Here is a 19,878-nt window from a genome sequence, read left to right as displayed (position 1 = left end):
GCAATGGCCCGGCCGCTGCCGAAGCACCCCGACCGGTGGAAGATCACCCGATCAGCAGGCTCCGGCGACGTCGCGGCCGGCCGTCTTGGGCTGAGTCCGGCACAGGAACAGTGTGCCGGACTCAGCTCCAGGATAGCGCCGCGGCCGCCCGCATCTCATAACGCTTCGTACACGTCGTGCCGCCGGTCACTCAAGGGTTGACCGGTTCAACGCCGAGTGATCTCCTCGCCACAAGGGGGCCCGCCTTCGACGAGGAGGATCATGAAAGCGTCGCACGGGGTGTTGGCGACCGGAATGTTATTGGCCACACTTCAGACCCCGCCGCCGCAGGCGGGAGACAAGCTCGTCGTCCCGGGGCTACGCGCCCCCGTCGAGCAGGTGATCGACCGATGGGGCGTGCCGCACTTGTACGCCCGCGACACCGACGACCTGTTCCTCGCCCAGGGTTTCAACGCGGCCAGGGACCGGCTGTTCCAGATCGACCTGTGGCGCAGGCGCGGGCTCGGGCAGTTGTCCGAAGTCCTCGGCCCCTCCTACGTGGAGCAGGACCGCGCCACCCGCCTGTTCCTCTACCGAGGCGACATGCGCAAGGAGTGGGACGCCTACGGCCCCGACGCCCGCCGCGCCGCCACCAAGTTCACCGAGGGCATCAACGCCTACATCGACGCGCTGGACCCCGCGCGGTTGCCGCAGGAGTTCCGCACGCTGGGCTACCGGCCGTCGCGCTGGAAGCCGGAGGACGTCGTCAGGATCCGCAGCAACGGGCTCGCGGTGAACCTCTACGCCGAGGTCGCCCGGTCGATCGTGGTCTGCGAGGCGGGGATCGAGGCGGCCAAGGCGCTGGTCAAGCACCAGCCCGAGTGGACCACGAAGGTTCCCGACGGCCTCGACCCCTGCTCCGTGCCGCCCAACGTGCTGAACACCTACCAACTGGCCAGAACCAGGGTGAGTTTCCAGAACGGCCGGGTACGCACGGTGCCGCCGCAGACGCCGGCCGCCGAGGGCAGCAACGCGTGGGCGGTCGCGCCGCACCGCACGAGTACGGGGCGGCCCATCCTGGCGGCCGACCCGCACCGGTCGGTGGCCGCGCCGTCACTGCGTTACGTCACCCACCTGTCCGCGCCCGGCCTCGACGTCATCGGGGCGGGCGAGCCCGCGCTGCCCGGCATCTCCATGGGGCACAACGGCAAGGCGGCGTTCGGGCTGACGGTGTTCAGCGTGGACCAGGAGGACCTCTACGTCTACCGGCTCGACCCCGATGACCGGGGCAGGTACCGCTACGGCGACGGCTGGGAGCCGTTCACCACGGTCAAGGAGAGCGTGCCGGTCGCCGGGCAGGCCCCGCGCGAGGTCGAGCTGACGTTCACCAGGCACGGACCGGTGATCAAGATCGACGCGGCCCGCAACCTCGCCTTCGCGCTGCGCACCACCTGGACGGAGCCCGGCAACTCCCCGTACTTCGGGAGCCTGCGGTACATGAAGGCGCGCAACTTCTCCCAGTTCGCCGACGTCATGCGCACCTGGGGTGGCCCGCCGGAGAACCAGGTGTACGCCGACACCTCGGGAACCGTCGGCTGGGTGCCGGGCGGGATGGCGCCCCTGCGGTCCGGCTACGACGGGCTGCTGCCGGTGCCCGGTGACGGCCGCTACGAATGGCGCGGTTTCCTGGACGGCTCCCGCCTGCCACGGGTGCGCGATCCGCGGCAGGGGTTCGTGGCCTCGGCCAACGAGTTCAACCTGCCGCCCACGCCGCGGGTGGGCTTCGAATGGGAGGCGCCCTACCGCAAGCAGCGGATCGACGAGGTGCTCTCCGCCGATCCCCGGCATTCGCTCGACGACGCGATGCGGCTGCAGGGCGACCAGGTGTCCATCCCCGCCCGGCGGGTGCTGGCCGTGCTGAAGAACCTGACCAGCGACGATCCCGACACCCGGCGGGCGCTGGAGCTGCTGCGGGGCTACGACGGCACCGTGAGCGCGGGCTCGGCCGGGGCGGCGCTGTTCGAGCCGTGGTTCACCGGCCACCTGACGCCGGGGTTCCTGGCCAAGGTGCTGCCTCCCGAGCTCGCCGCGAACGTCCCGCGCTCCGACGTGATGCTGCTCATGGAGGCGGTGGAAGCGCCCGAGTTGTGGTTCGGCCCCGACGGGACGAAGGTCAGGGACGAACTGCTGCTCGACACGCTCAAGGCCGCCTACGCCGAGGTGCGCGCCAAGCTGGGCGCCGACCCCGGGGCCTGGCGGTGGGGCGGACTGCACCACGTCCTGTTCACCCACCCGCTCGGCGCGAACGTCGGGCCCTTCCCGCGCGGCGGCTCGCCGTACACGGTCGACGCCTCGCAGTACAGCCCGCCTGCCTACCGGTCGACGACGGCGGCGACGTTCAAGATGGTCCTGGACGTCGGCAACTGGGACGCCTCCCGCTTCACCAACACGCCGGGCCAGTCGGGCGACCCCGCCAGCCCCCACTACGACGACCTCCTCGACGGCTACGCGCCGCTGCTCTACAGCCGCGCCGCGGTCGAGCGCAACGCCGAGAGCAGGACGACGCTGGTCCCGGCCTAGTCCGCCACTCACCCATCCGGCGCCGAACCGGCGTTCGCCAGGAATTGCCTGGTGGACATGGTGTAGGCGGAGCAGAGCAGCGTTCCCACCCGCGTGACTCCGCCGTCGCCGAGGCGCCGGGTGGGTACGCCCATGGCCTTCAGGTTGCGTTCCACGGCCACGCTGGAGACCGCGACCACCGTGTCGCCGTGCCGATCGACCCAGCGGAAGACCTCCCAGACCAGCGCGCGTGCCAGGGACCCGAAACCCGCGGTCGTGGCACGGGACCAGGCGTGGCCGGTGGCCAGGCGGCTGGCCTCCCAGACGGCCGGATCGCGGGGAGCCTGGCCGCCGCGCAACGTCTCGGGAAAGACGTCGCGCAGCATGTAGGGACCGTCGGTGGGCAACAACCGGACGCAGCCCGTGACCTCCCGGCGGTCGTAACTGATCACGTAGACCGGGTCGCAGTCGTCGTAGAAATCGTGTTCCCGTCCGTGGAGGCTGTGGACGTCCCAGCGCAGACGTTCGTAGAACACCGTGTGGCGCAGGCGGAACATGCCGTCGAGCAGCCAGCCCGGCAGCTCGTCCGCTTTCCCGGCCACGATCCGCCGCGCGCGGCTGTCCCCCGTCGAATCGTCCACGAGCACCCTCCGGCGATCAGGTCCTTGGACGATACGACCCGCCGGCCGCCGGTGTCTTCGTGACTTCGCGCAAATTAATCGGCGATTGTGGTAATTGTCGGGTACTGTCAGCCGGCATGATCGACGAGGTCCTCGCGCTCCTGACCCCCAGTCTGCCGCGCCCTTCGTTCTGGACGATCGACTGGAACGCGATAGAGGCCGAGCTGGGCCACCGATTGCCTGCCGACTACAAGCGGCTGTGCGACCAGGTGCCGCCGGGTCGTTTCCACGAATTCCTGTGGCTGCAGCACCCGCTCGGCGCCGATGGCGCCAGCCTGCTCGGCAGGGAGGCCGAGCTGATCGCCACGGTGCACGCGATGGCCGACGGCACCGTGTGGGAGCACGAGCACGAGCACCTGGACGACGCCGCGATTCCCGGCCTGCTCTATCCCTGCCTGATCACCGACAACGGCGACACCGGCTACTGGCTCGCCGCCACCGACGACCCCGACGCCTGGACCATCATGCTCCACAAGGGCCGCGACCTCGAATTCTCCGACTTCGGCGTCAGCCTGTCGGAGTTCCTGCACGACTTCCTCACCGAGGGCTATCCGTTCGGCGCCATCATGTCCGGTGAGGAGACCCTGTTCGTCTCCGACTTCTGAGCGGCGCCTGGCGGGTCAGGTCATCCGATGCGCTGGAGGGCCTTCTCGCGGCGCGCGGCCACGCTGGAGCCCGACTCCCTGCGCGCCATCCCGCGCAGCACGATCGGCGCCAGGATCAGGCCGAGCACGGCCCACGTCGCGCAGGACGTCGGTCGTGCCGTAGCGCATGCGCAGGCCCTCGACATCGAGCACGACCTGCCTGTCTGTCGTCATCACAGCCCTCTATGGTCAGCGGATCGTTGCAAGCAACCATAGTTGACTAATTTCAGCTTAGTCAACCCATGTTGCTTAACCCAGGGGTTTCCCTCGGCCGCCAGCGAGTTGCCACGATCCGTACACATGTTCGTCACCAATCCCGTCCAGGCTGCACGAGGTCGGTCAAGGAGGCGCGGATGCGTTGGCTCAAGTCGCTCGTCATAGCGATGTTCGTCCTGCTCACCAGCGTGATCCCGGCGTGGGCGTCCGCCGCGCCGGACGGCACGCTGAGCGTCGCCTCAGCGACGGTGCGCGGCGGCGAGCCGATCAAGCTGTCCTACAGCACCCCGCGCCCCGACCCCACCAATTGGCTCGGCCTCTACACCGACCCCGGTGACGGCCCGGTGGAGGAGAAGTACGTCGGCCCGTCGGTGCGATGGACCTACATCACCGGCGGAAGCGGTGAGGCCACGCTGCCGACCGACGGGCTGGAGCCCGGTGACTACGTCGTCTTCGCCCTGGCGAAGGACGGCTACCAGTGGCTCGCCACGCCGGTGAAGGTACGCGTCATCAGCGACGCGCCGCTGCACTTCATCGCCGACGCCTTCGACCTGCGCAACGCCCGCGCCCTCGCGCCGTACCAGGCGAAGGTGGGGGGTCTGGTCCGCGGGGACACCGACGGGCTCACCTTCCGCAAGGTCGACGGGCCGAAGTGGATCAACGTGTCGGCCGACGGCGAGGTCACCGGGACACCACACGTGACCGACTCGCTGCGCCCCGCGCCCCTGCGCGTCGAGGCCCGCAACGCGCGCGCCGAGACCAGCACGGCCACGATCGGCGTCGAGGTCCGGCGGCCCGGCCACGACCTGGTGCCAGAACTCAAGACGATGAGCTTCAACCTGTGGCACAGCGGCAGCCAGGTCGACGGCGGCAGGGAGAAGGAGTTGCGGTTCCTGCTTCAGTCCGACGTGGACGTCGTTGGCCTCCAGGAGACCAATGCCGTCTCCACCCGCGAGCTGGCGGAGTCGCTCGGCTGGGACTACCACCAGGCGGGCACCGACCTCGGCGTGATCAGCCGGTACCCGATCGTCGAGCGCAAGGCGCATGTGGACAGCGGCCCGCTGTCGGTGGCGACGAAGGTCCGGGTGCGGCTCGACGAGCGCCGGGAGGTCGTGGTGTGGAACGTCCACCTTGGCTACAACCCGTACGGCCCGTACGACGCGTGCTTCGGCAAGCTGACGCAGGAAGAGCTGCTCGCCAAGGAGGAGCGCTCCGGCCGCACGCCCCAGATCAAGGCCGTGCTGCAGGAGATGCGTCCGGACCTGGCCGCGGCGCGGCGCACGCCGGTGCTGCTGACGGGCGACTTCAACGCCCCCTCCCACCTGGACTGGACCAAGGCCACGAGCCGGTGCGGCTACACCACGGTCCCGTGGCCGACCTCGGTGCTGCCCACGCAGGCCGGGCTGCGCGACTCCTACCGGGTGGCGCACCCGAACCCGGTGACCTCGCCGGGCATCACCTGGTCGCCGATCTATCCGGTGTTCACCGGCGGCTACGGCTACGACCCGCACAAGGGCGAGCCCGAGCCGCAGGACCGGATCGACTTCGTCTACTACGCGGGCCCGCTCCACGTGACCGACTCCAAGGCCCTGGTCGAGGGCACGCCGACGGCCGTTCCCAACCACCGCGGCAACGCCTGGTCCTCCGACCACGCCGCCGTCCTGACCACGTTCCGCACCTCCTGATTCCGGGCGCCCCGGGTCCAGTGGCCCGGGGCCGCTCGCTGTCACGAGTCGCGCCTGTTCAGCAGCTTGGGCAGGGCCGCCAGTGTCGCTCCGCCCGCGCCGCCGCCGCTGAGCAGTGCGTACGGCCACTCCGCGCCGGTGGCCAGGACGAGCGCGCAGGTGATCGCGGCGATCATGATCGTGAGGGTGAGCGTGAGCAGTTGGTGCGTGGTGAACATGGGTCCTCTTCTTTCAGATCCGGTCGTCGGCCCAGAAGTCGATGAGCTCTTCGGGGGTGAGGTCGCCGGGGCGCAGGGCGGGCGGTGTGCGTCCCGTCGCGAGCACCCAGGTCGTCAAGAGCGTGACCAGCAGGTGCTCGTCTGCCAGGCAGGCAGCGTCGGCGCGGTACACGATGCTTGACGGACGGGCCGTGAGTAACGGCATGGGGCGATGGCCTCCCGAAGAGCGGCGATGAATGTGCCCAACCATGCGTCTTTGGCAGGGCCGTCAGCCAGCGGTCCAAACGTGCTCGGACGGGACCGAACAAGACCGGAAATGAACCGCCGGGACGTAAACTTCCGCAACCTTCCGACATCGTCCGGCTTCATCCGGATTTATCCGGAAAGAGGCGGCTATAAGCGCTGGTAGGCCCCCACATCGACGCCCGGCGCTGCTCCTGGGGCTGATGAGCTAAAGATCATCTGAAGTGACCACAGCAACCGGATGAGATGGAATCTGGGATTTGTCGTGGACCGCGAGAATTTTTCTGAAAATATGTCGCCATTGGTTGATTAGCGAGCGACTCCCCCAAGGACGATGACTGACACTCTCAGGGCAGGATCCCCTTCCCCCTTCATAGCTGCGCTCATTGAGCTGCGGGAATCGGCCGGCCAGCCGAGCTATTCCCGGATGCAACGGTTGTCGCGCGCGCCGGGCATCCCCAAGGAACTGCCTGAGAGCACCCTCAGCGACATCCTCAACGGCAAGCGGAAACGCCTGCCCGACTGGGAGCTGGTCGCCTCGTTCGTGATGGTCTGTCATCGCCACGCCGAGCAGACCGGCCTGCCCACGGACGCCCTCGGCACCGTGGAGCGGTGGCAGGTCCGCTGGCGCGCCGCCAGGAACGAACACGCCACCGGTTCCTTCGACCTCTACACGACACCCGCCGACGAGGCCGAGCGGCGCACCAACAGAACCACCGCGCGCCTGGTCCGCCTGGCGGGCGACGGCGACGCCGAGGCAGCCTTCCGTCTGGCGATCATCAACGTGCTGACCGGCGACTCCGCGGCGGCCCGCTACTGGATCCACGCCGCACACCGGCGACGTCACCCTGACGCCGAAGCCTTCGCGGTCAATCGGCGTCCGATCGAGTTCGCGGCGAACCTGTCCTTCGACTATGGCCAGGCCTACGAGCAGGAGGGCCCGGCCAAGCAGGACATCGCCAGGTTCTACTACCGGCTCGCCGCCGACCACGGCCACCCCCGCGCCGCCGAACGCCTCCGGGTCCTGCGCGCCGTCCCGTTCGGCAAACTGCTCCCCGCACCCGTCACCACCGAGCGCCGGCCCGGATGACGGCCGGTCCGGAGAACCTTGAGCGGCCGCCACCCTTCGGGTGACGGCCGCTCGCCTCGTTTCGGTCAGCCGGTGCGGCGATGACCGCCGCGGACGCCCTCGGGCTTCATGGGCTTCTTGAGGAAGCCTCGGATGAACCCGACGACGACTAGTCCGCGCGGCGGCGGCGGGAGATGCCGTAGAGCCCGCCGGCCAGGGAGATGCCCACGATGGCGATGAGGCGGATCGCGTCGGAGCCGCCGGTCACGGTGAGCTCGCCGGCGGGGTGAACGAGGAAGCCGGTGGCCAGCATCCAGGTCAGGACGCCCATCACCGCGGCGGCCCACAGGTCGGCCGCGACCACGGCGTACAGGCAGCCGACCACCCCCATGACGGCGAACCGCGTCTCGAGTTGGGCGGCCGGGACCAGCAGTGCGGTGATCGCGCACGCGGCGATCGCCACGAAGAACCCGATCCCGATCAGGATCTCGGTGGAGCGGGGGCCCTTGTGGGACCTGGGGCTGCGGAGCAACATAAGTCCCCATTCAATGGTGGGATGGTTCTCCGGGCAAGACACCGTTCGGCGACGGTCTTGCACCATACGCCCCCGCTCAGCCGTGACCCTAGCTGACCGGTGCTTGATCAAGGCGAGGAGCCTCAGACGGGCAGGGCCAACACCTCCTTGGGTGTCTTCGTCAAGTTTCTCCACCGGCTGCGGCTGCGCCAGGAGGCGGCGGGACTTCATCGAGGAGACGCGCGCGTTCCTCCGGCAGCGCAGGGCCGAGGTCGCCCGGTCCTGATACTCCGGCCGCTCAGAGAGCCAGTGCGCGGACCGCGTCCTCGTCCACGCCGATCCCCAGGCCGGGGCCGGTGGGCACGTGGGCGACGCCGTCGGCGACGGTGATGACCGGATCCGTGGTGTAGGGGCTGGTGATGAACTGCCGGCCGTTGAGGTCGACCGGCGTGTCCACGCCGAACGCGGCGAACAGGTGCAGCGAGGCAGCCAGTCCGACGTCGGACTCGGTGAGCCCCGAGCCCATGATCGCCAGGCCGCAGTCCTCGGCTAGCTGGCACTGGCGCAGGGCCAGGGTCAGGCCGCCGCAGCGCTGCACCTTGGCGACGGCGACGTCGATGGCGTCGAGCCGGACGAACGTCGCCAGGTCGCTCGGGTGGCGCAGGCTCTCGTCCACGGCGACCGGGATGGGGCTGGCGTCACGCAGGCGGCGCAGGCCGGCGACGTCGTTGGACGGCAGCGGCTGCTCGAAGACGGCGACGTCCAGGTCGGCCAGGCGCCCGGCCACCCTGAGCGCGGCGGCGGCCGTGTAGCCCTGGTTGGCGTCCACCCAGAGCACGGCGTCGGGGGCGGCGGCGCGCACGGCGGTCACGATGGCGACGTCCTCGTCCTCGGTGTGCAGGCCGAGCTTGACCTTGACGTGGCGGTAGCCGTGCGCACGGCCCTCGGCCACGGAGTCGGCGGCCACCTCCGCCGATTCGGTGGCCACGATCCAGGCCAGGTCGATGGTGTCGCGCCGGCGCCGGCCCCACAATTCGCCCAGGGGCAGGTCCAGGCTGCGGGCGAAGGCGTCGTGGCAGGCCACGTCGACCGCCGCGCGGGCCAGCGGCATGCCGATCGAGAAACCCTTGCTGATGGTGCGGTCGAAGGTGCGGCAGAGCCCGTCGAGGTCCCACAGGGGACGGCCGACGGCCGCCGGGGCCAGGTATCCCTCGATGGTGGAGACGATGGACTCGGTGGTTTCGTACGTCCAGGAGGGGATCGGGGTGGCCTCGCCCCACCCGGTGGCGCCGTCGTCGGCCGTGACCTTCACCAGGACCCTGATGGCCGGGCGGCCGCCCTGGACGACGGCTCCGCCCGCGACGGAGAAGTCGCGTAGCGAGGGCAGGGCGACGGTGAAGGTCTCGACGTGTGCTATCCGGTTCACGTGGCGGGCATCCCGATCCGAGAGTTCGCTCATGCTCAGTACCATTCCGACTTGTCCACCAGATTGATCAGTTCTTGCCCGCCCACGAAGCGCCGGGCGTTCTCCAGCAACACGGCGAAGCGCCGCTCCTCGGCGTGCGGCCCGACGCCCGCGACGTGCGGGGTGATGAGCACGTCGGGACGCCCCCAGAGCGGGTGATCGGCGGGCAGCGGTTCGGTCTCGAAGACGTCCAGGGCCGCCCCGGCCAGCCGCCCCTCGGCCAGGGCGGCGGCCAGGGCGTCGAGCCGGACGGTGGGCCCTCGGCCGATGTTGACGACGTAGGCCCCCGGCTTGGCCAGCGCCAGCCTCCGCGCGTCCAGCAGGCCCTCGGTGGCGGGGGTGTGCGGAACCGTCAGGATGACCAGGTCCGCTTCGGGAAGCAGCCGGTCGAGGGCGTCGGCGGGCAGCACCTCGGCGAAGCCGGGCACGGGGCCGCCGCGCCGGGCGTCCACGCCCACCACCCGGGTGCCGAAGGCCGCCAGCAGCCTGCCGACCTCGGCCCCGACCGCGCCCACCCCCACCACCAGGGCGCCGGCCTCGCCCAGGGAGAGCACCGAGCCGGGGTCCCAGTCGGGCTCCCAGCGCGCGCCCGCCTGGTCGCGGACGTACCTGGGCAGGCCCCTGGCCAGCGCGAGCACGAGCGCCAGCGTGTGCGCGGCCACGTGGTCGGTGTAGGTGTCACGCATGTTGGTGACCCGCACGGGGTGCGCGACCAAGGCCGGATGGTAGAACCCCGGAGGCGGCCCGGCCTGCGGAGCCTGCAGCCAGCGCAGCCGCCCGGCGTGCTCCAGCAGGTCGGCGGGGAGCGTGCCGTAGGCGGCGTCGGCCTCCTCCAGCGCGTGCGCCGCCTCCTGCCGGGTCCGCGGCCGGCGCACGACGAGCTCCGGCACCGCCCGCTCCAGCCGATCCCGCCAGCCGTCGGTGTCAGGATCGTGCGGGGGCAGCAGCACCAGGGTGAGCTTTTTCACGCCCTCCTCGCCAGAGCGGACTCGGCGAGCTCGTACAGCAGCGGCTCCCCCGCGACGTAACGCGCGAGCTCTTCGGCCATCGCCTGCCCGTGGCGGCGCCGCTCGTGGCCCAGGCTGCCCGCCACGTGCGGGGTGACGACGATGTTGGGCATCGTGAACAGCGGCGACCCCGCGACGGGCGGTTCCGGGTCGGTGACGTCGAGGACGGCGAACAGGTCGGTCCGCCGGCCGAGCACGTCCACGAGCGCGGTCTCGTCGACGAGGCCGCCGCGCGCGGTGTTGATCAGGGTGGCGTCGGTCTTCATCGACTCCAGCAGTTTCGCGCCGACCAGGCGGTGCGTTTCCGGGGTGAGCGGAGAGTGCAGGCTGACCACGTCGGAGGTGGCGAACAGCTCCTCCAGGCCGACGAGGCGAACGCCGAGCTCCTCGGCCTGCGCGGGGTCGGCGTACGGGTCGTGGGCCTGCACGTCGAGGTGGTGATGGGCGAGCAGCCGCGCCGTGGCCCGGCCCGTGGCGCCGAGCGAGACCAGCCCGACCGTCGCGTCGTAGGCCCCGATCTCGTGCCCGCGCGGGGCGGTGGCGGCGGCGGCGCGCGCGGCCAGCACGTAGCGCCAGCCGTGCTTGAGCGCGTACAGGATCTGCGAGAGCGCGAACTCGGCGACAGGCTCGGCGTTGGCGGTGGCCGCCGAGGTGACCCGCACTCCCCTGGCCCACATCTCCGGGGTGACCATGTTCTTGATGGAGCCCGCGCCGTACAGCACCAGCGAGAGCTTGGGCGCGGCGGCGAGTAGGTCGGCGTCCAGTTTGGGCGCCCCCCAGCCGGTCACCAGCACGTCGAGGTCGGCCAGCATGTCGGGGGTGATCCTGTCGACGGTGAGCGGGGGCGATGAGATGGCCAGGTGCCGCTCGATCGCGGCCCTGGCCTGCGGGCCGTAGACGTCGTCGAAGCGGTTCTGATCCATCACGTACAGGCCGTTCAGCATTGCCTCTCCTTCAAACGAGCCGCCGCCCGCACGCTGCCCAGGCGGGCGGGCGAGCCGAGTCCGGCATGGTAGTAACGCAGGTGCCGCACGCCCTCGGCGACGAGGTCGGCGGCCAGTTCCGGGATCCGGGCGTGCCCGTCCTCCAGCACGGTCAGATTGGCGACGAGGGGGACCCCGGTACGGCCCGCCGCCGCCTTCACCTGGGCCAGGGCCGCCTCCTCCTGGCCCCAGCACTTGAGCACGAACGCGTCGACCGGCGCGTCGAAGGAGGCCAGGTCGATCCCCACGTCGGGGCCGGTGACCTGCGGGTCGTCGGTGGCCATGAGCAGCAGCTCGCGGCCGCCGGCCGGCTCGGCGACGGCGCGGACCAGGCCGGCGATGACCTGGCCTCGGTGATCGTACAGGGCCCTGGCGCGTTCGCGGCCGAGCGCGTCGTCCAGACTCGTCCCTGCCGGGACGCCCCGCTGGAGCTCCCCGTCCACGGCGGCGCGCACGTCGCGGGCCAGTTCGTCGACGTCCAGGCCGCGCCCGGCCAGCCCGGCCCGGCAGGCCGGGCACAGGCAGAGGGACAGCAGCGCCCTGCCGCAGGCGGACAGGGAGGCGCCGGAGGTCTTCTCGTGGTGGCTGGCGTGCTCGGCGCCCAGCCAGCCGCACGCCTCCAGCATCAGCGCGGGCACGTCGTACTGCTCGCAGACCTCGCGCACGAGGGTGAGCGCGTAGTCGTGGACGGCGGGCTGGGCGGGGCAGAGCGCGTAGGGGTAGGACTCGCCGTAGGCGTTGCGCACCGTCAGGTCGGGCGCCTGGCGGCCCAGCACCGAGGAGTGCGTGAGCACCAGCCAGGCCTCGGCCCGCAGCCCTGCCGCTGTCAGGGCGGCCAGCGCCGCGCCGAACCTGTCCTCGTGGGGGACGGCCCAGTTCGGCGGGTGCGGCCGCAGCCGCCCCCGCCAGCGCTCGGGCCGCAGCCGGAAGTAGGCCGCGGCGTGGTCGGCGTGCACGATGCGGTGGCGCGGATGCCACGGGGTGACGGCCCGGACCGAGTGGTAGGCGGCCTGCAGCGTCACCGTGCTCACGCCGAGGCCGGCGATGCGCTCGGCCCCCGCGGGGTCGCCCACGAGGTCCCAGGTGTAGGCGAAGGCGCCGTGCCCGACCGTGGAGGGATCACCATCGGTGATCTTCAAGCGAAGTGTCACCCCTTCGTGGCGCCGGCCAGGCCGCGCGTGAAGTAGTTCTGGAAGAACAGGAAGATCATCAGCATCGGCAGGAACGAGATCGTCATCCCCGCGGCGAACCCGGTCCAGTCGGTGGCGTGCTCGCCCTGGAAGGACAGCATCCCGACGGCGAGGTTCTGCAGGTCGGGCTGGCCGAGTGTGAACACCAGCGGGATGTTGAACTCGTTCCAGCTGCTGATGAACTGGAAGATGACCACCACCGCGATGACCGGTTTGGCCAGCGGGAGGATGAGCTGGAACGTCTTGAGGAAGCCGGCCCCGTCGAGCTTGGCCGCCTCGAACAGGTCGGACGGGACGCTGGAGAAGAACCCGACGAACAGCAGCACGTAGAGCGCGCCGGCGCCGCCGGACATGGCCAGGATGACCCCGGCCCGGGTGTTCAGCAGGCCGAGGTTCTCGATCAGCACGAACTGCGGGACGATGATCGAGGCGACCGGGATGAACAGGGTCCCCACGATCATCCGGTAGAGCAGGGTGCGGCCGGGGAAGTCGTACCTGGCCAGCACGTAGCCGCACAGCGCCGCCTTGATCAGCTCGACGAGGGTCGAGGCGGCCGAGTAGAGCACCGTGTTGAAGAAGTATCCGGAGAACCCGGCGTTGACCCAGGCCCGGACGAAGTTGTCGAAGTTCCACTGGTCGGGCACGAGGCTCGCGCCGCTGGTGAACATCCCGGTCTGGGTCTTGAACGCGGCCGAGATCGTCCACAGGAACGGATAGACCCACACGAGCCCGATGACCAGCAGGATCGGCAGGGCGATGAGGTTGGCCCGCACGGCGCGGCTGCGTTTGGCGCCCTGAGTGATCGTCGCCATCAGACGCCGTACTCCTTCCTGAGCCGCTGCGCCCGGCGGACCGCGATGCCCTGGGCCGAGACCACGACGAAGGCGATGACGGAGAACAGCAGCGCCGCGGCCGAGGCGTAGCCGTAGGCGAACGGAACCGAGCCGAAGGCGTTCTGGTAGATGTAGTAGGAAACCACGTAGGTGCTGGTGCCGGGCCCGCCCGCGGTGAGCGTGACGACCAGGCCGAAGACGTGCATGGCGTTCACGAGGCCGAGCAGGGTGATGATCACGGCGACCGGCCTGATCATCGGCAGCGTGATGCGGGTGAGCTTCTTCCACTCGTTCGCGCCGTCGATGTCGGCCGCCTCGTAGACCTCCTCCGGCACGTTCTGCAGCGCCGCGACCCAGTAGATCATGTACTGCCCGAAGATCTGCCAGACGGAGACGAGCACGATCACGAGCAGCGCGCTCCACCGGTTGGCGAACACGTCGAACCCCTGGTCGACCAGGCCGAGGTCGCGCAGGATCGCGTTCAGCGCGCCGTTGGACGGGTTGAGCAGGTAGGTGAAGATCAGCCCCGCCATGGCGACGGGGATGATGAGCGGCGCGAAGAACGTGGTCCGGAAGAACCGCTTGCCGCGCAGCCACTTGCGGGTGAGCACGATCGCCGCCAGCAGCGAGAGCGGGAGCTTGATCACGGTCGTCAGCAGGGCGAAGATCAGCGTGTTGCCGACCGAGACCCAGAACAGCGGGTCGACCAGGATCGAGCCGTAGTTGCGCACCCCGACGAAGGGTTCGACCGGGCCGATGCCCGACCAGTCGAAGAAGGAGTAGTAGATCGTCGCGGCCAGCGGCCAGATGGTGAAGCCCAGGTAGAGCAGGAGGAAGGGGGCGAGGAAGACGAGCAGCCAGACCCGGTCGAGGCCGCGGACGCGCTCGCGGGAGTGATCGACCCGTTCGGGTACACGTTCGGCGGGAGACCGCTCCCTGTCCGTCACCTTCTCCCTGCCGGGGGCGGGGGCGGTGGTTGTCATGGGGTCCGTCCGGTCTGATCAGTTCTTGTACATGTCCGGTGTGTAGTCCTTGGTGTGCTCCCAGTCGGGGAAGGTGTAGCAGTCCATGGACACCTTCAGGCCGCCGGCCGCCTCCTTTTTGAGCTCTTCCTCCAGGGCGGTCTGCCGTTGCTTGACGATGGCGGCGCCCACGGACGCCAGCGGCTGGCCGCTGACCAGCGCCTCGCTCATGGCCTCCCATTCCCCGTCGGGGGTCTTGCCCAGCGCCTTGACGTACGCCTTGGACTTGGCGAGGTCGGGGCACTTGAGCAACGGCTCCGGGAGCTGGACCCGGTAGCCCGGCTTCGCGCCGATCTGCATGATCTGCTTGAGGACCGGGTCGGTGACCGTCTTCTGGTTGTCGACGTAGGCCAGCGTGCCGAAGGCGTTCTTGTAGTACTGCTTGACGAAGTAGCCGTTCGGGTCGGTCATCCACTGGATGAACGTCCACATGGCATCGGGGTTCTTGGTCTGCGAGCTGACCCAGTACTTGTTGCCGTCGTGCTGGCGGCCGCCCGCGCCGGTCGGGCCCCCGTCCGGGTCGACGCGCGGCGCCACCACGTACTTGTCGCTGCCGAAGCCCTGGCTGTTGAACACGCTCAGCATCCAGGTGCCGTCGAAGTAGATGCCGGCCTGCCCGGCGGCGAACTGCTGGCGGGAGAAGTTCTTGTCGTTGGTGCCCGGCGCCAGGTATCCGGCCTTCTTGAGCTCCTGCATGAAGCCGAAGGTCTTCACCTGCTCGGGGTCGGTCAGGTTGAACTTGCCCGTCTTGTAGTCGAAGAACTCGTCCGTCGAGACGCTGCTGATCAGCCCGTACCAGAGCCGCTGCATGTCCTCGCCCTTGGTGGGGGCGGCGATGCACTCGGCCTCGGTCTTGGACGTGATCTGCGCGCAGGCGTTCCTGAGGTCGGTCCAGGTCTTGGGCGGGTTGTTGATGTCCAGCCCGGCCTGCTGGAAGACCTGCTTGTTGAGGAACATGTAGCCGGAGCCCCAGTACAGGTTCTCCGAGAACGGGAACCCGTAGGTCTTCCCGTCCTGCGTGTTGATGCCGTCCAGGAAGGACCCGTCCGGCCAGCGCTTGGCGAAGTCGGCGGGGACGGTCCCGTTCGGGTTGAGCGGGGCGATCCACTTCTGGTCGAGCAGTTCGGACAGGCCGGTCGCGTTCCAGTAGAACATGTCAGGCGCCTGGTTGCTCTGGAAGGCCAGGGGCAGGGTCTTCATGTAGTCGGCCTGGGTGATCGAGCGCCACTCGATCTTGATGTTGGGATGTTCCTTGGTGAACTGCGCGCCGACGTCCTTGTGGAAGTTCACCTGTTCGGCGGAGAAGTCCCAGATCTGCAGCGTGATCTGCGAACCTCTGCCGCCACGGTCACTGTTGCTCGATGTGCCGCACGCCGCCACGAGCAGCGATGCCACGGCTGCGGTGATCAGGGTGCCAGGCCGATGGGGGTTCATGGAGCCCTCCCGAAGAGACGGAGGAGCGGGTAAGCGCTTGCCCGGGGGTGGGTCGAGAGTAACCCCGCTCATAATCCGATTCAAGGCTTGTGAGAAAGCGTTTTCAGATCAATGCTCAGACGTGAGGACCTGCCTGCCGCCGGTCCGCACGGCCCTCCACCACCCGACATAAGCAGATTTACCAGGAAGTATCGTTCCGGGAGGGTCATGAACCGACCTCGGCCGCCGACACCTCTCACCAAGATCTACAAGCGCTTTCTCATTCAGGAGTACATGTGCGCCTGCTCGCCTTCACCAAGCCCTTCGGCCCCATCGACGCCACCCGGCTGGCCGACGCCGTCGCCTCTGTGGGAGCGGAAGGGGCGGACCTCCTCGTACGCGAGGGGCAGACGGTCAGCCCCGCCGATCCCGGCGGCATCGCCGTCGCCGCCGCGGAGCTCGCGCGCCGCGGGCTCACCCTCGACGTCGTCACCACCGACCTGCTCGACGTCGGCGCGGACGCCGAACGGATCATCGCGGCCTGCGGCGAGAGCGGCGTCCCCCTCATGCGGGCGGGCTTCTACCGCTACGACCCCGCCGCCGGCTACGACCGCCAGTTGGCGGAGTCCAGGGCCGCGCTGGCCCGCCTGGCCGGCCTGGCCGCCCGCCACGGCGTACGGCTGGTGCTCCAGCTCCATCACGGTACGATCCATCCATCCGCCTCGCTCGCACTCGCCCTCGCAGGCGAACTGAACGACGTGGGCTTCTACGCCGATCCCGGCAACCAGGCCAAGGAGGGCAGCGAGGCATGGGCGCTCAACGCCGATCTGCTGGGCGATCGGATGGCCTGCATCGGAGTGAAGAACGCCGTGTGGCGCTCGGACGCGGACGGGTGGGTGTGCGAGTGGCAACCGTTCGCGGACGGGGGCGTGGTCCGCTGGGCGGAGGTCGTCTCCGGGCTGCGCGAACGCGGCTACGCCGGACCGCTGTCGCTGCACGTCCACTACCCGTCGGCCGACCCGGTGGCGGCCGTGAGAAGAGATCTGGATCATCTGCGCGGGCTGCTCGGCTGACGGGCGCTCCACGGGGGTAGGAGGAGCAGGTGCGCAACGCACGGCAGGGCCGCCAGACCCGGGTGACGATCAGCGACGTCGGGGCGGCGGCGGGGGTGTCGGCCTCGACGGTCTCCCGCGTGCTCAACGGGACGGCCAAGGTCGACCCCTCGCTGGCGGCGCGGGTCCACGACGCGGTCACGCAGTTGGGCTACCGGCCCAACGCCGCGGCGCAGGGGCTGGCCCGCGGGGAGTGGGGCACCATCGGTGTGCTGGTCCCCAACCTGGCCAACCCCTACTTTCCCGACGTGCTCAAGGCCGTCTCGTCCGTCGCCCGCTCCCACGGGCGACGCGTCATGGTCATGGAGACCGACGAGGATCCCTCGATCGAGCACGACCTGGTCGAGGACCTGATGCGGAGCTGCGACGGGGTGCTGCTCTGCTCCTCCCGCATGGAGCGCGCCGACCTGGTCGTCCTGACCGCGCGGGACCATCCGCTCGTCCTGCTCGACCGGATCGTCCCCGGCCTGGCCGCCCCCGCCGTCTCCGCCGACTTCTTCGGCGGGATGATGCTGATCTGCGGCCACCTGGCGCAGCTCGGCCACCGCCGGGTCGCCTACCTGAGCGGGCCCGAGGTGTCCTGGGCGAACTCCGAGCGGATCAGGGCGCTGGAGGCGGCCAAGGCGTTCGGCATCTCCGTCACGATCCTGCCGTGCGGGTCCACCAGCCGCCACGGGTACAAGGCCGCCGCCGAGGTGGCCGGCACCGGCGCCACCGCGCTCACCACCTACAACGACCTGGTCGCCCTGGGTGCGGTGACCCGGCTGCGCGAGCTCGGGGTGCGGGTTCCCGAGGAGTTGTCGGTGGTCGGGTTCGACGACATCGCGCTCGACCACGTCGCCCACACGAGCCTGACCACGGTGTCGGTGCCCCGGGGGCAACTCGGCAGGCAGGCGGCCGAGACGCTGGAGAGCCTCATGGCCGGCAAGCACGACGGGGAGCCGGTGTACCTGTCGATGGAATTGCACGTCCGCGACAGCACCGCGCCACCCCGGGTGACCAGGGAAGTCACCAGGTGACCTGACGGGGCCCGCGCCGCCGGGCTGTTGACAAGCGCGGGCCGCGGCGGCGACTCTGTCCCCTGAAAGCGCTTTCCCAGCCGATGAGAGGGAGCCCGTGGACACTGACGACCGCGCAGGACGGCCTGGCAACGACAGAGACGACCTGGGACGTCAGGTCCTCGACCTGGTCGCGCCGCTGATCTCCCGGTTCGACCCCGACGGGGGGCGGCTGCGGCTGGGGGTCAACACGGCGCACTACGACCAGGCGGCCTCAGAACTGGAATCGTACGCGCGCCCGCTGTGGGGGCTGGCGCCGCTGGCGGCCGGCGGCGGCGCGTTCGACCACTGGGAACTCTGGCGCGCCGGGCTCGCCGCCGGAACCGACCCCGACCACCCCGACTACTGGGGCGCGGTCTTCGACCGCAACCAGCGACTGGTCGAGACCGCCGCCATCGGCCTGACGCTCGCCCTGGCCCCCGAGCAGATCTGGGACCCGCTGACCGGCCGGCAGCGCGACACGGTGGCCGCCTGGCTGCGGCACGCCGTCACCGTGGAGCCGAACAACAACAACTGGATGTTCTTCCCGGTCATGGTGGGGCTCGGTCTCGACCGCGTCGGAGTCGCCCACGACCACGACGCCAACACGGCCAGGCTCGACCGGCTGGAGCAGTTCGACCTCGGACGCGGATGGTACTCCGACGGGCCCACGTGGCAGCGCGACTACTACATCCCGTTCGCCATGCACTACTACGGCCTCATCTACGCGGCGCTCGGCGACGACCAGGCCAGGGCCGGGCGCTTCCGCGAGCGGGCCGCGGCCTTCGCCCACGACTTCCAGCACTGGTTCACCAGCGAGGGGGTCGCCGTCCCGTTCGGCAGGAGCCTGACCTACCGCTTCGCGCAGTCGGCGTTCTGGGGGGCGCTGGCCTTCGCCGGGGTCGAGGCGCTGCCGTGGGAGGTGGCCAAGGGGCACCTGCTGCGCAACCTGCGCGGCTGGGCCCGCCGTCCGATCCGCGACACCTCCGGGCTGCTCACCATCGGCTACGGCTACCCCCAGCCGCACCTGGCCGAGCAGTACAACGCGCCCGGCTCGCCGTACTGGGCCATGAAGGCGTTCCTGCCGCTCGCCCTGCCCGCGGAGCATCCGTTCTGGGCCGCCAAGGAGGCCGACGCGCCCCCGCTGCCCGAGGTCAGCACCCAGCCGGAGGCCGGCGTGGCGCTGATGCGCTGCGAGGAGGGACGGCACGTGGTGCTACTGAGCGCGGGGCAGCGCAGCCCGAAGATGCGGCACGGCGCGGCCAAGTACGCCAAGTTCGCCTACTCCACGCGTTTCGGCTTCAGCGTGCCCGCCGGGACGCTGGGCCTCGAACAGGGTGCTTTCGACAGCACGCTGGCGCTCAGCGAGGACGGTTCGCACTGGCGGCCGTGCGAACTGCCGGAACACCTCTCCGCCTCCGACGGTGTGCTGCACGCGCGCTGGACCCCCTGGGACGACGTGGAGATCGAGACCTGGCTGGTGGCGTTGCCCCCATGGCACGTGCGGGTGCACCGGATCACGACCGGGCGGGCGCTGCGCACGGCCGAGGGCGCCTTCGCGGTCGATCGGGACCGGCCCGCCACGCGGGTCGACACCGGTCCCGGCCGGGCCAGGCTCGACTCGCCGCACGGCCTGTGCGTGATCGAGGACCTGTCCGGCCGGCGAGAAGGAGCCGTCGTCACGGCCCTGCCCGGCACCAACGTCTTCGCCCCGCGCACCACGATCCCCACGCTGATGGGTGAGCTGCCGCCCGGCGAGCACCTGCTGGCCTGCGCGGTCATCGGCCTGGAGGGCGCCGACCTGGCGGACGAGTGGCCGGCGCCTCCCGCGTGGGAATCCATCGAGCCACTGCTCGGATAAGGAGCCCCGCCCTGCCGTCGTCCCCGCTCAACGGCGAGCCGCTGTTCAGTGGGGAATGACGGTAGACGTCGACGTGGAATCAGCTGAGGTCGCCGCGGTGGAAGCCGGTGAACCTCTCCAGCGGATTGCCAGCCTGCCGAAGGGAGCG

At 70.2% G+C, this 19,878-nt stretch carries 18 protein-coding genes; 7 read left to right on the top strand and 11 right to left on the bottom strand.

Annotated elements, in window-relative coordinates:
- The first annotated feature begins 261 nt into the window (after positions 1 to 261).
- Positions 262 to 2,559 carry a penicillin acylase family protein gene (locus ACFOY2_RS17805; protein ID WP_379529155.1) on the top strand — a complete coding sequence of 766 codons (2,298 nt, stop codon included), beginning with the start codon at positions 262 to 264 and terminating at the stop codon, positions 2,557 to 2,559.
- An 8-nt stretch (positions 2,560 to 2,567) separates the two neighbouring features.
- On the opposite strand, the gene ACFOY2_RS17800 is transcribed toward ACFOY2_RS17805, so the two are convergent.
- Positions 2,568 to 3,179: an acyl-homoserine-lactone synthase gene (locus tag ACFOY2_RS17800; RefSeq protein ID WP_379529154.1), complete on the bottom strand. Its 612-nt coding sequence runs from the start codon at positions 3,177 to 3,179 to the stop codon at positions 2,568 to 2,570.
- 116 nt (positions 3,180 to 3,295) lie between these two features.
- On the opposite strand from ACFOY2_RS17800, the gene ACFOY2_RS17795 reads away from it, so the two are divergent.
- Both ACFOY2_RS17795 and ACFOY2_RS17790 read left to right on the top strand, forming a co-directional pair.
- The gene (locus tag ACFOY2_RS17795) at positions 3,296 to 3,823 is read left to right on the top strand and encodes a hypothetical protein (protein WP_379529153.1); all 528 of its coding nucleotides are present in this window, start codon (positions 3,296 to 3,298) and stop codon (positions 3,821 to 3,823) included.
- 392 nt (positions 3,824 to 4,215) lie between these two features.
- The gene (locus tag ACFOY2_RS17790; protein ID WP_379529152.1) at positions 4,216 to 5,763 is read left to right on the top strand and encodes an endonuclease/exonuclease/phosphatase family protein; all 1,548 of its coding nucleotides are present in this window, start codon (positions 4,216 to 4,218) and stop codon (positions 5,761 to 5,763) included.
- A 41-nt stretch (positions 5,764 to 5,804) separates the two neighbouring features.
- Here ACFOY2_RS17790 and ACFOY2_RS17785 read toward each other — a convergent pair whose 3' ends face one another.
- Positions 5,805 to 5,981, bottom strand: coding sequence for a hypothetical protein (locus ACFOY2_RS17785; protein WP_379529151.1), 177 nt, complete (start codon positions 5,979 to 5,981; stop codon positions 5,805 to 5,807).
- 13 nt (positions 5,982 to 5,994) lie between these two features.
- Positions 5,995 to 6,186 carry a hypothetical protein gene (locus ACFOY2_RS17780; protein ID WP_379529150.1) on the bottom strand — a complete coding sequence of 64 codons (192 nt, stop codon included), beginning with the start codon at positions 6,184 to 6,186 and terminating at the stop codon, positions 5,995 to 5,997.
- 465 nt (positions 6,187 to 6,651) lie between these two features.
- Between ACFOY2_RS17780 and ACFOY2_RS17775 the strand changes: the two genes are divergently transcribed.
- Entirely contained in the window at positions 6,652 to 7,314 is a 663-nt protein-coding gene (locus ACFOY2_RS17775; RefSeq protein ID WP_379529149.1) for a hypothetical protein, read from the top strand.
- A gap of 148 nt (positions 7,315 to 7,462) precedes the next feature.
- On the opposite strand, the gene ACFOY2_RS17770 is transcribed toward ACFOY2_RS17775, so the two are convergent.
- The 8 genes from ACFOY2_RS17770 to ACFOY2_RS17735 all read right to left on the bottom strand — a co-directional run bounded on the left by ACFOY2_RS17770 (position 7,463) and on the right by ACFOY2_RS17735 (position 15,741).
- Positions 7,463 to 7,828: a hypothetical protein gene (locus ACFOY2_RS17770; RefSeq protein WP_379529148.1), complete on the bottom strand. Its 366-nt coding sequence runs from the start codon at positions 7,826 to 7,828 to the stop codon at positions 7,463 to 7,465.
- A 277-nt stretch (positions 7,829 to 8,105) separates the two neighbouring features.
- Positions 8,106 to 9,266 carry a mandelate racemase/muconate lactonizing enzyme family protein gene (locus tag ACFOY2_RS17765; RefSeq protein ID WP_379529147.1) on the bottom strand — a complete coding sequence of 387 codons (1,161 nt, stop codon included), beginning with the start codon at positions 9,264 to 9,266 and terminating at the stop codon, positions 8,106 to 8,108.
- A 2-nt stretch (positions 9,267 to 9,268) separates the two neighbouring features.
- Positions 9,269 to 10,240 (bottom strand): D-2-hydroxyacid dehydrogenase, encoded by a 972-nt coding sequence (locus tag ACFOY2_RS17760; protein ID WP_379529146.1) that lies wholly within the window; start codon positions 10,238 to 10,240, stop codon positions 9,269 to 9,271.
- The gene (locus ACFOY2_RS17755; RefSeq protein WP_379529145.1) at positions 10,237 to 11,223 is read right to left on the bottom strand and encodes a hydroxyacid dehydrogenase; all 987 of its coding nucleotides are present in this window, start codon (positions 11,221 to 11,223) and stop codon (positions 10,237 to 10,239) included. The genes ACFOY2_RS17760 and ACFOY2_RS17755 overlap by 4 nt, the downstream gene beginning before the upstream one ends.
- Entirely contained in the window at positions 11,217 to 12,401 is a 1,185-nt protein-coding gene (locus tag ACFOY2_RS17750) for a hypothetical protein (protein ID WP_379529144.1), read from the bottom strand. Before ACFOY2_RS17750 ends, ACFOY2_RS17755 begins: the two co-directional genes overlap by 7 nt.
- An 8-nt stretch (positions 12,402 to 12,409) precedes the next feature.
- On the bottom strand, positions 12,410 to 13,264 hold the full coding sequence (locus ACFOY2_RS17745) for a carbohydrate ABC transporter permease (protein WP_379529143.1): 855 nt from the start codon (positions 13,262 to 13,264) through the stop codon (positions 12,410 to 12,412).
- Positions 13,264 to 14,268: a carbohydrate ABC transporter permease gene (locus tag ACFOY2_RS17740; RefSeq protein ID WP_379529142.1), complete on the bottom strand. Its 1,005-nt coding sequence runs from the start codon at positions 14,266 to 14,268 to the stop codon at positions 13,264 to 13,266. Before ACFOY2_RS17740 ends, ACFOY2_RS17745 begins: the two co-directional genes overlap by 1 nt.
- Before the next feature lie 18 nt (positions 14,269 to 14,286).
- Entirely contained in the window at positions 14,287 to 15,741 is a 1,455-nt protein-coding gene (locus ACFOY2_RS17735; RefSeq protein WP_379529141.1) for an ABC transporter substrate-binding protein, read from the bottom strand.
- Between the two features lie 275 nt (positions 15,742 to 16,016).
- Between ACFOY2_RS17735 and ACFOY2_RS17730 the strand changes: the two genes are divergently transcribed.
- The 3 genes from ACFOY2_RS17730 to ACFOY2_RS17720 all read left to right on the top strand — a co-directional run bounded on the left by ACFOY2_RS17730 (position 16,017) and on the right by ACFOY2_RS17720 (position 19,730).
- Positions 16,017 to 16,793: a sugar phosphate isomerase/epimerase family protein gene (locus ACFOY2_RS17730; protein ID WP_379529140.1), complete on the top strand. Its 777-nt coding sequence runs from the start codon at positions 16,017 to 16,019 to the stop codon at positions 16,791 to 16,793.
- A 29-nt stretch (positions 16,794 to 16,822) separates the two neighbouring features.
- Complete coding sequence (locus ACFOY2_RS17725) at positions 16,823 to 17,851, top strand: LacI family DNA-binding transcriptional regulator (protein ID WP_379529139.1); 1,029 nt, start codon at positions 16,823 to 16,825, stop codon at positions 17,849 to 17,851.
- A gap of 97 nt (positions 17,852 to 17,948) precedes the next feature.
- Positions 17,949 to 19,730: a DUF2264 domain-containing protein gene (locus ACFOY2_RS17720; protein WP_379529138.1), complete on the top strand. Its 1,782-nt coding sequence runs from the start codon at positions 17,949 to 17,951 to the stop codon at positions 19,728 to 19,730.
- The last annotated feature ends 148 nt before the right edge of the window (positions 19,731 to 19,878 follow it).

This window comes from Nonomuraea purpurea (assembly GCF_042650645.1).
Classification (GTDB): domain Bacteria; phylum Actinomycetota; class Actinomycetes; order Streptosporangiales; family Streptosporangiaceae; genus Nonomuraea; species Nonomuraea purpurea.
Note: the sequence above shows the minus strand (reverse complement) of the source record. Positions and strands in the feature narration are given on the sequence as shown.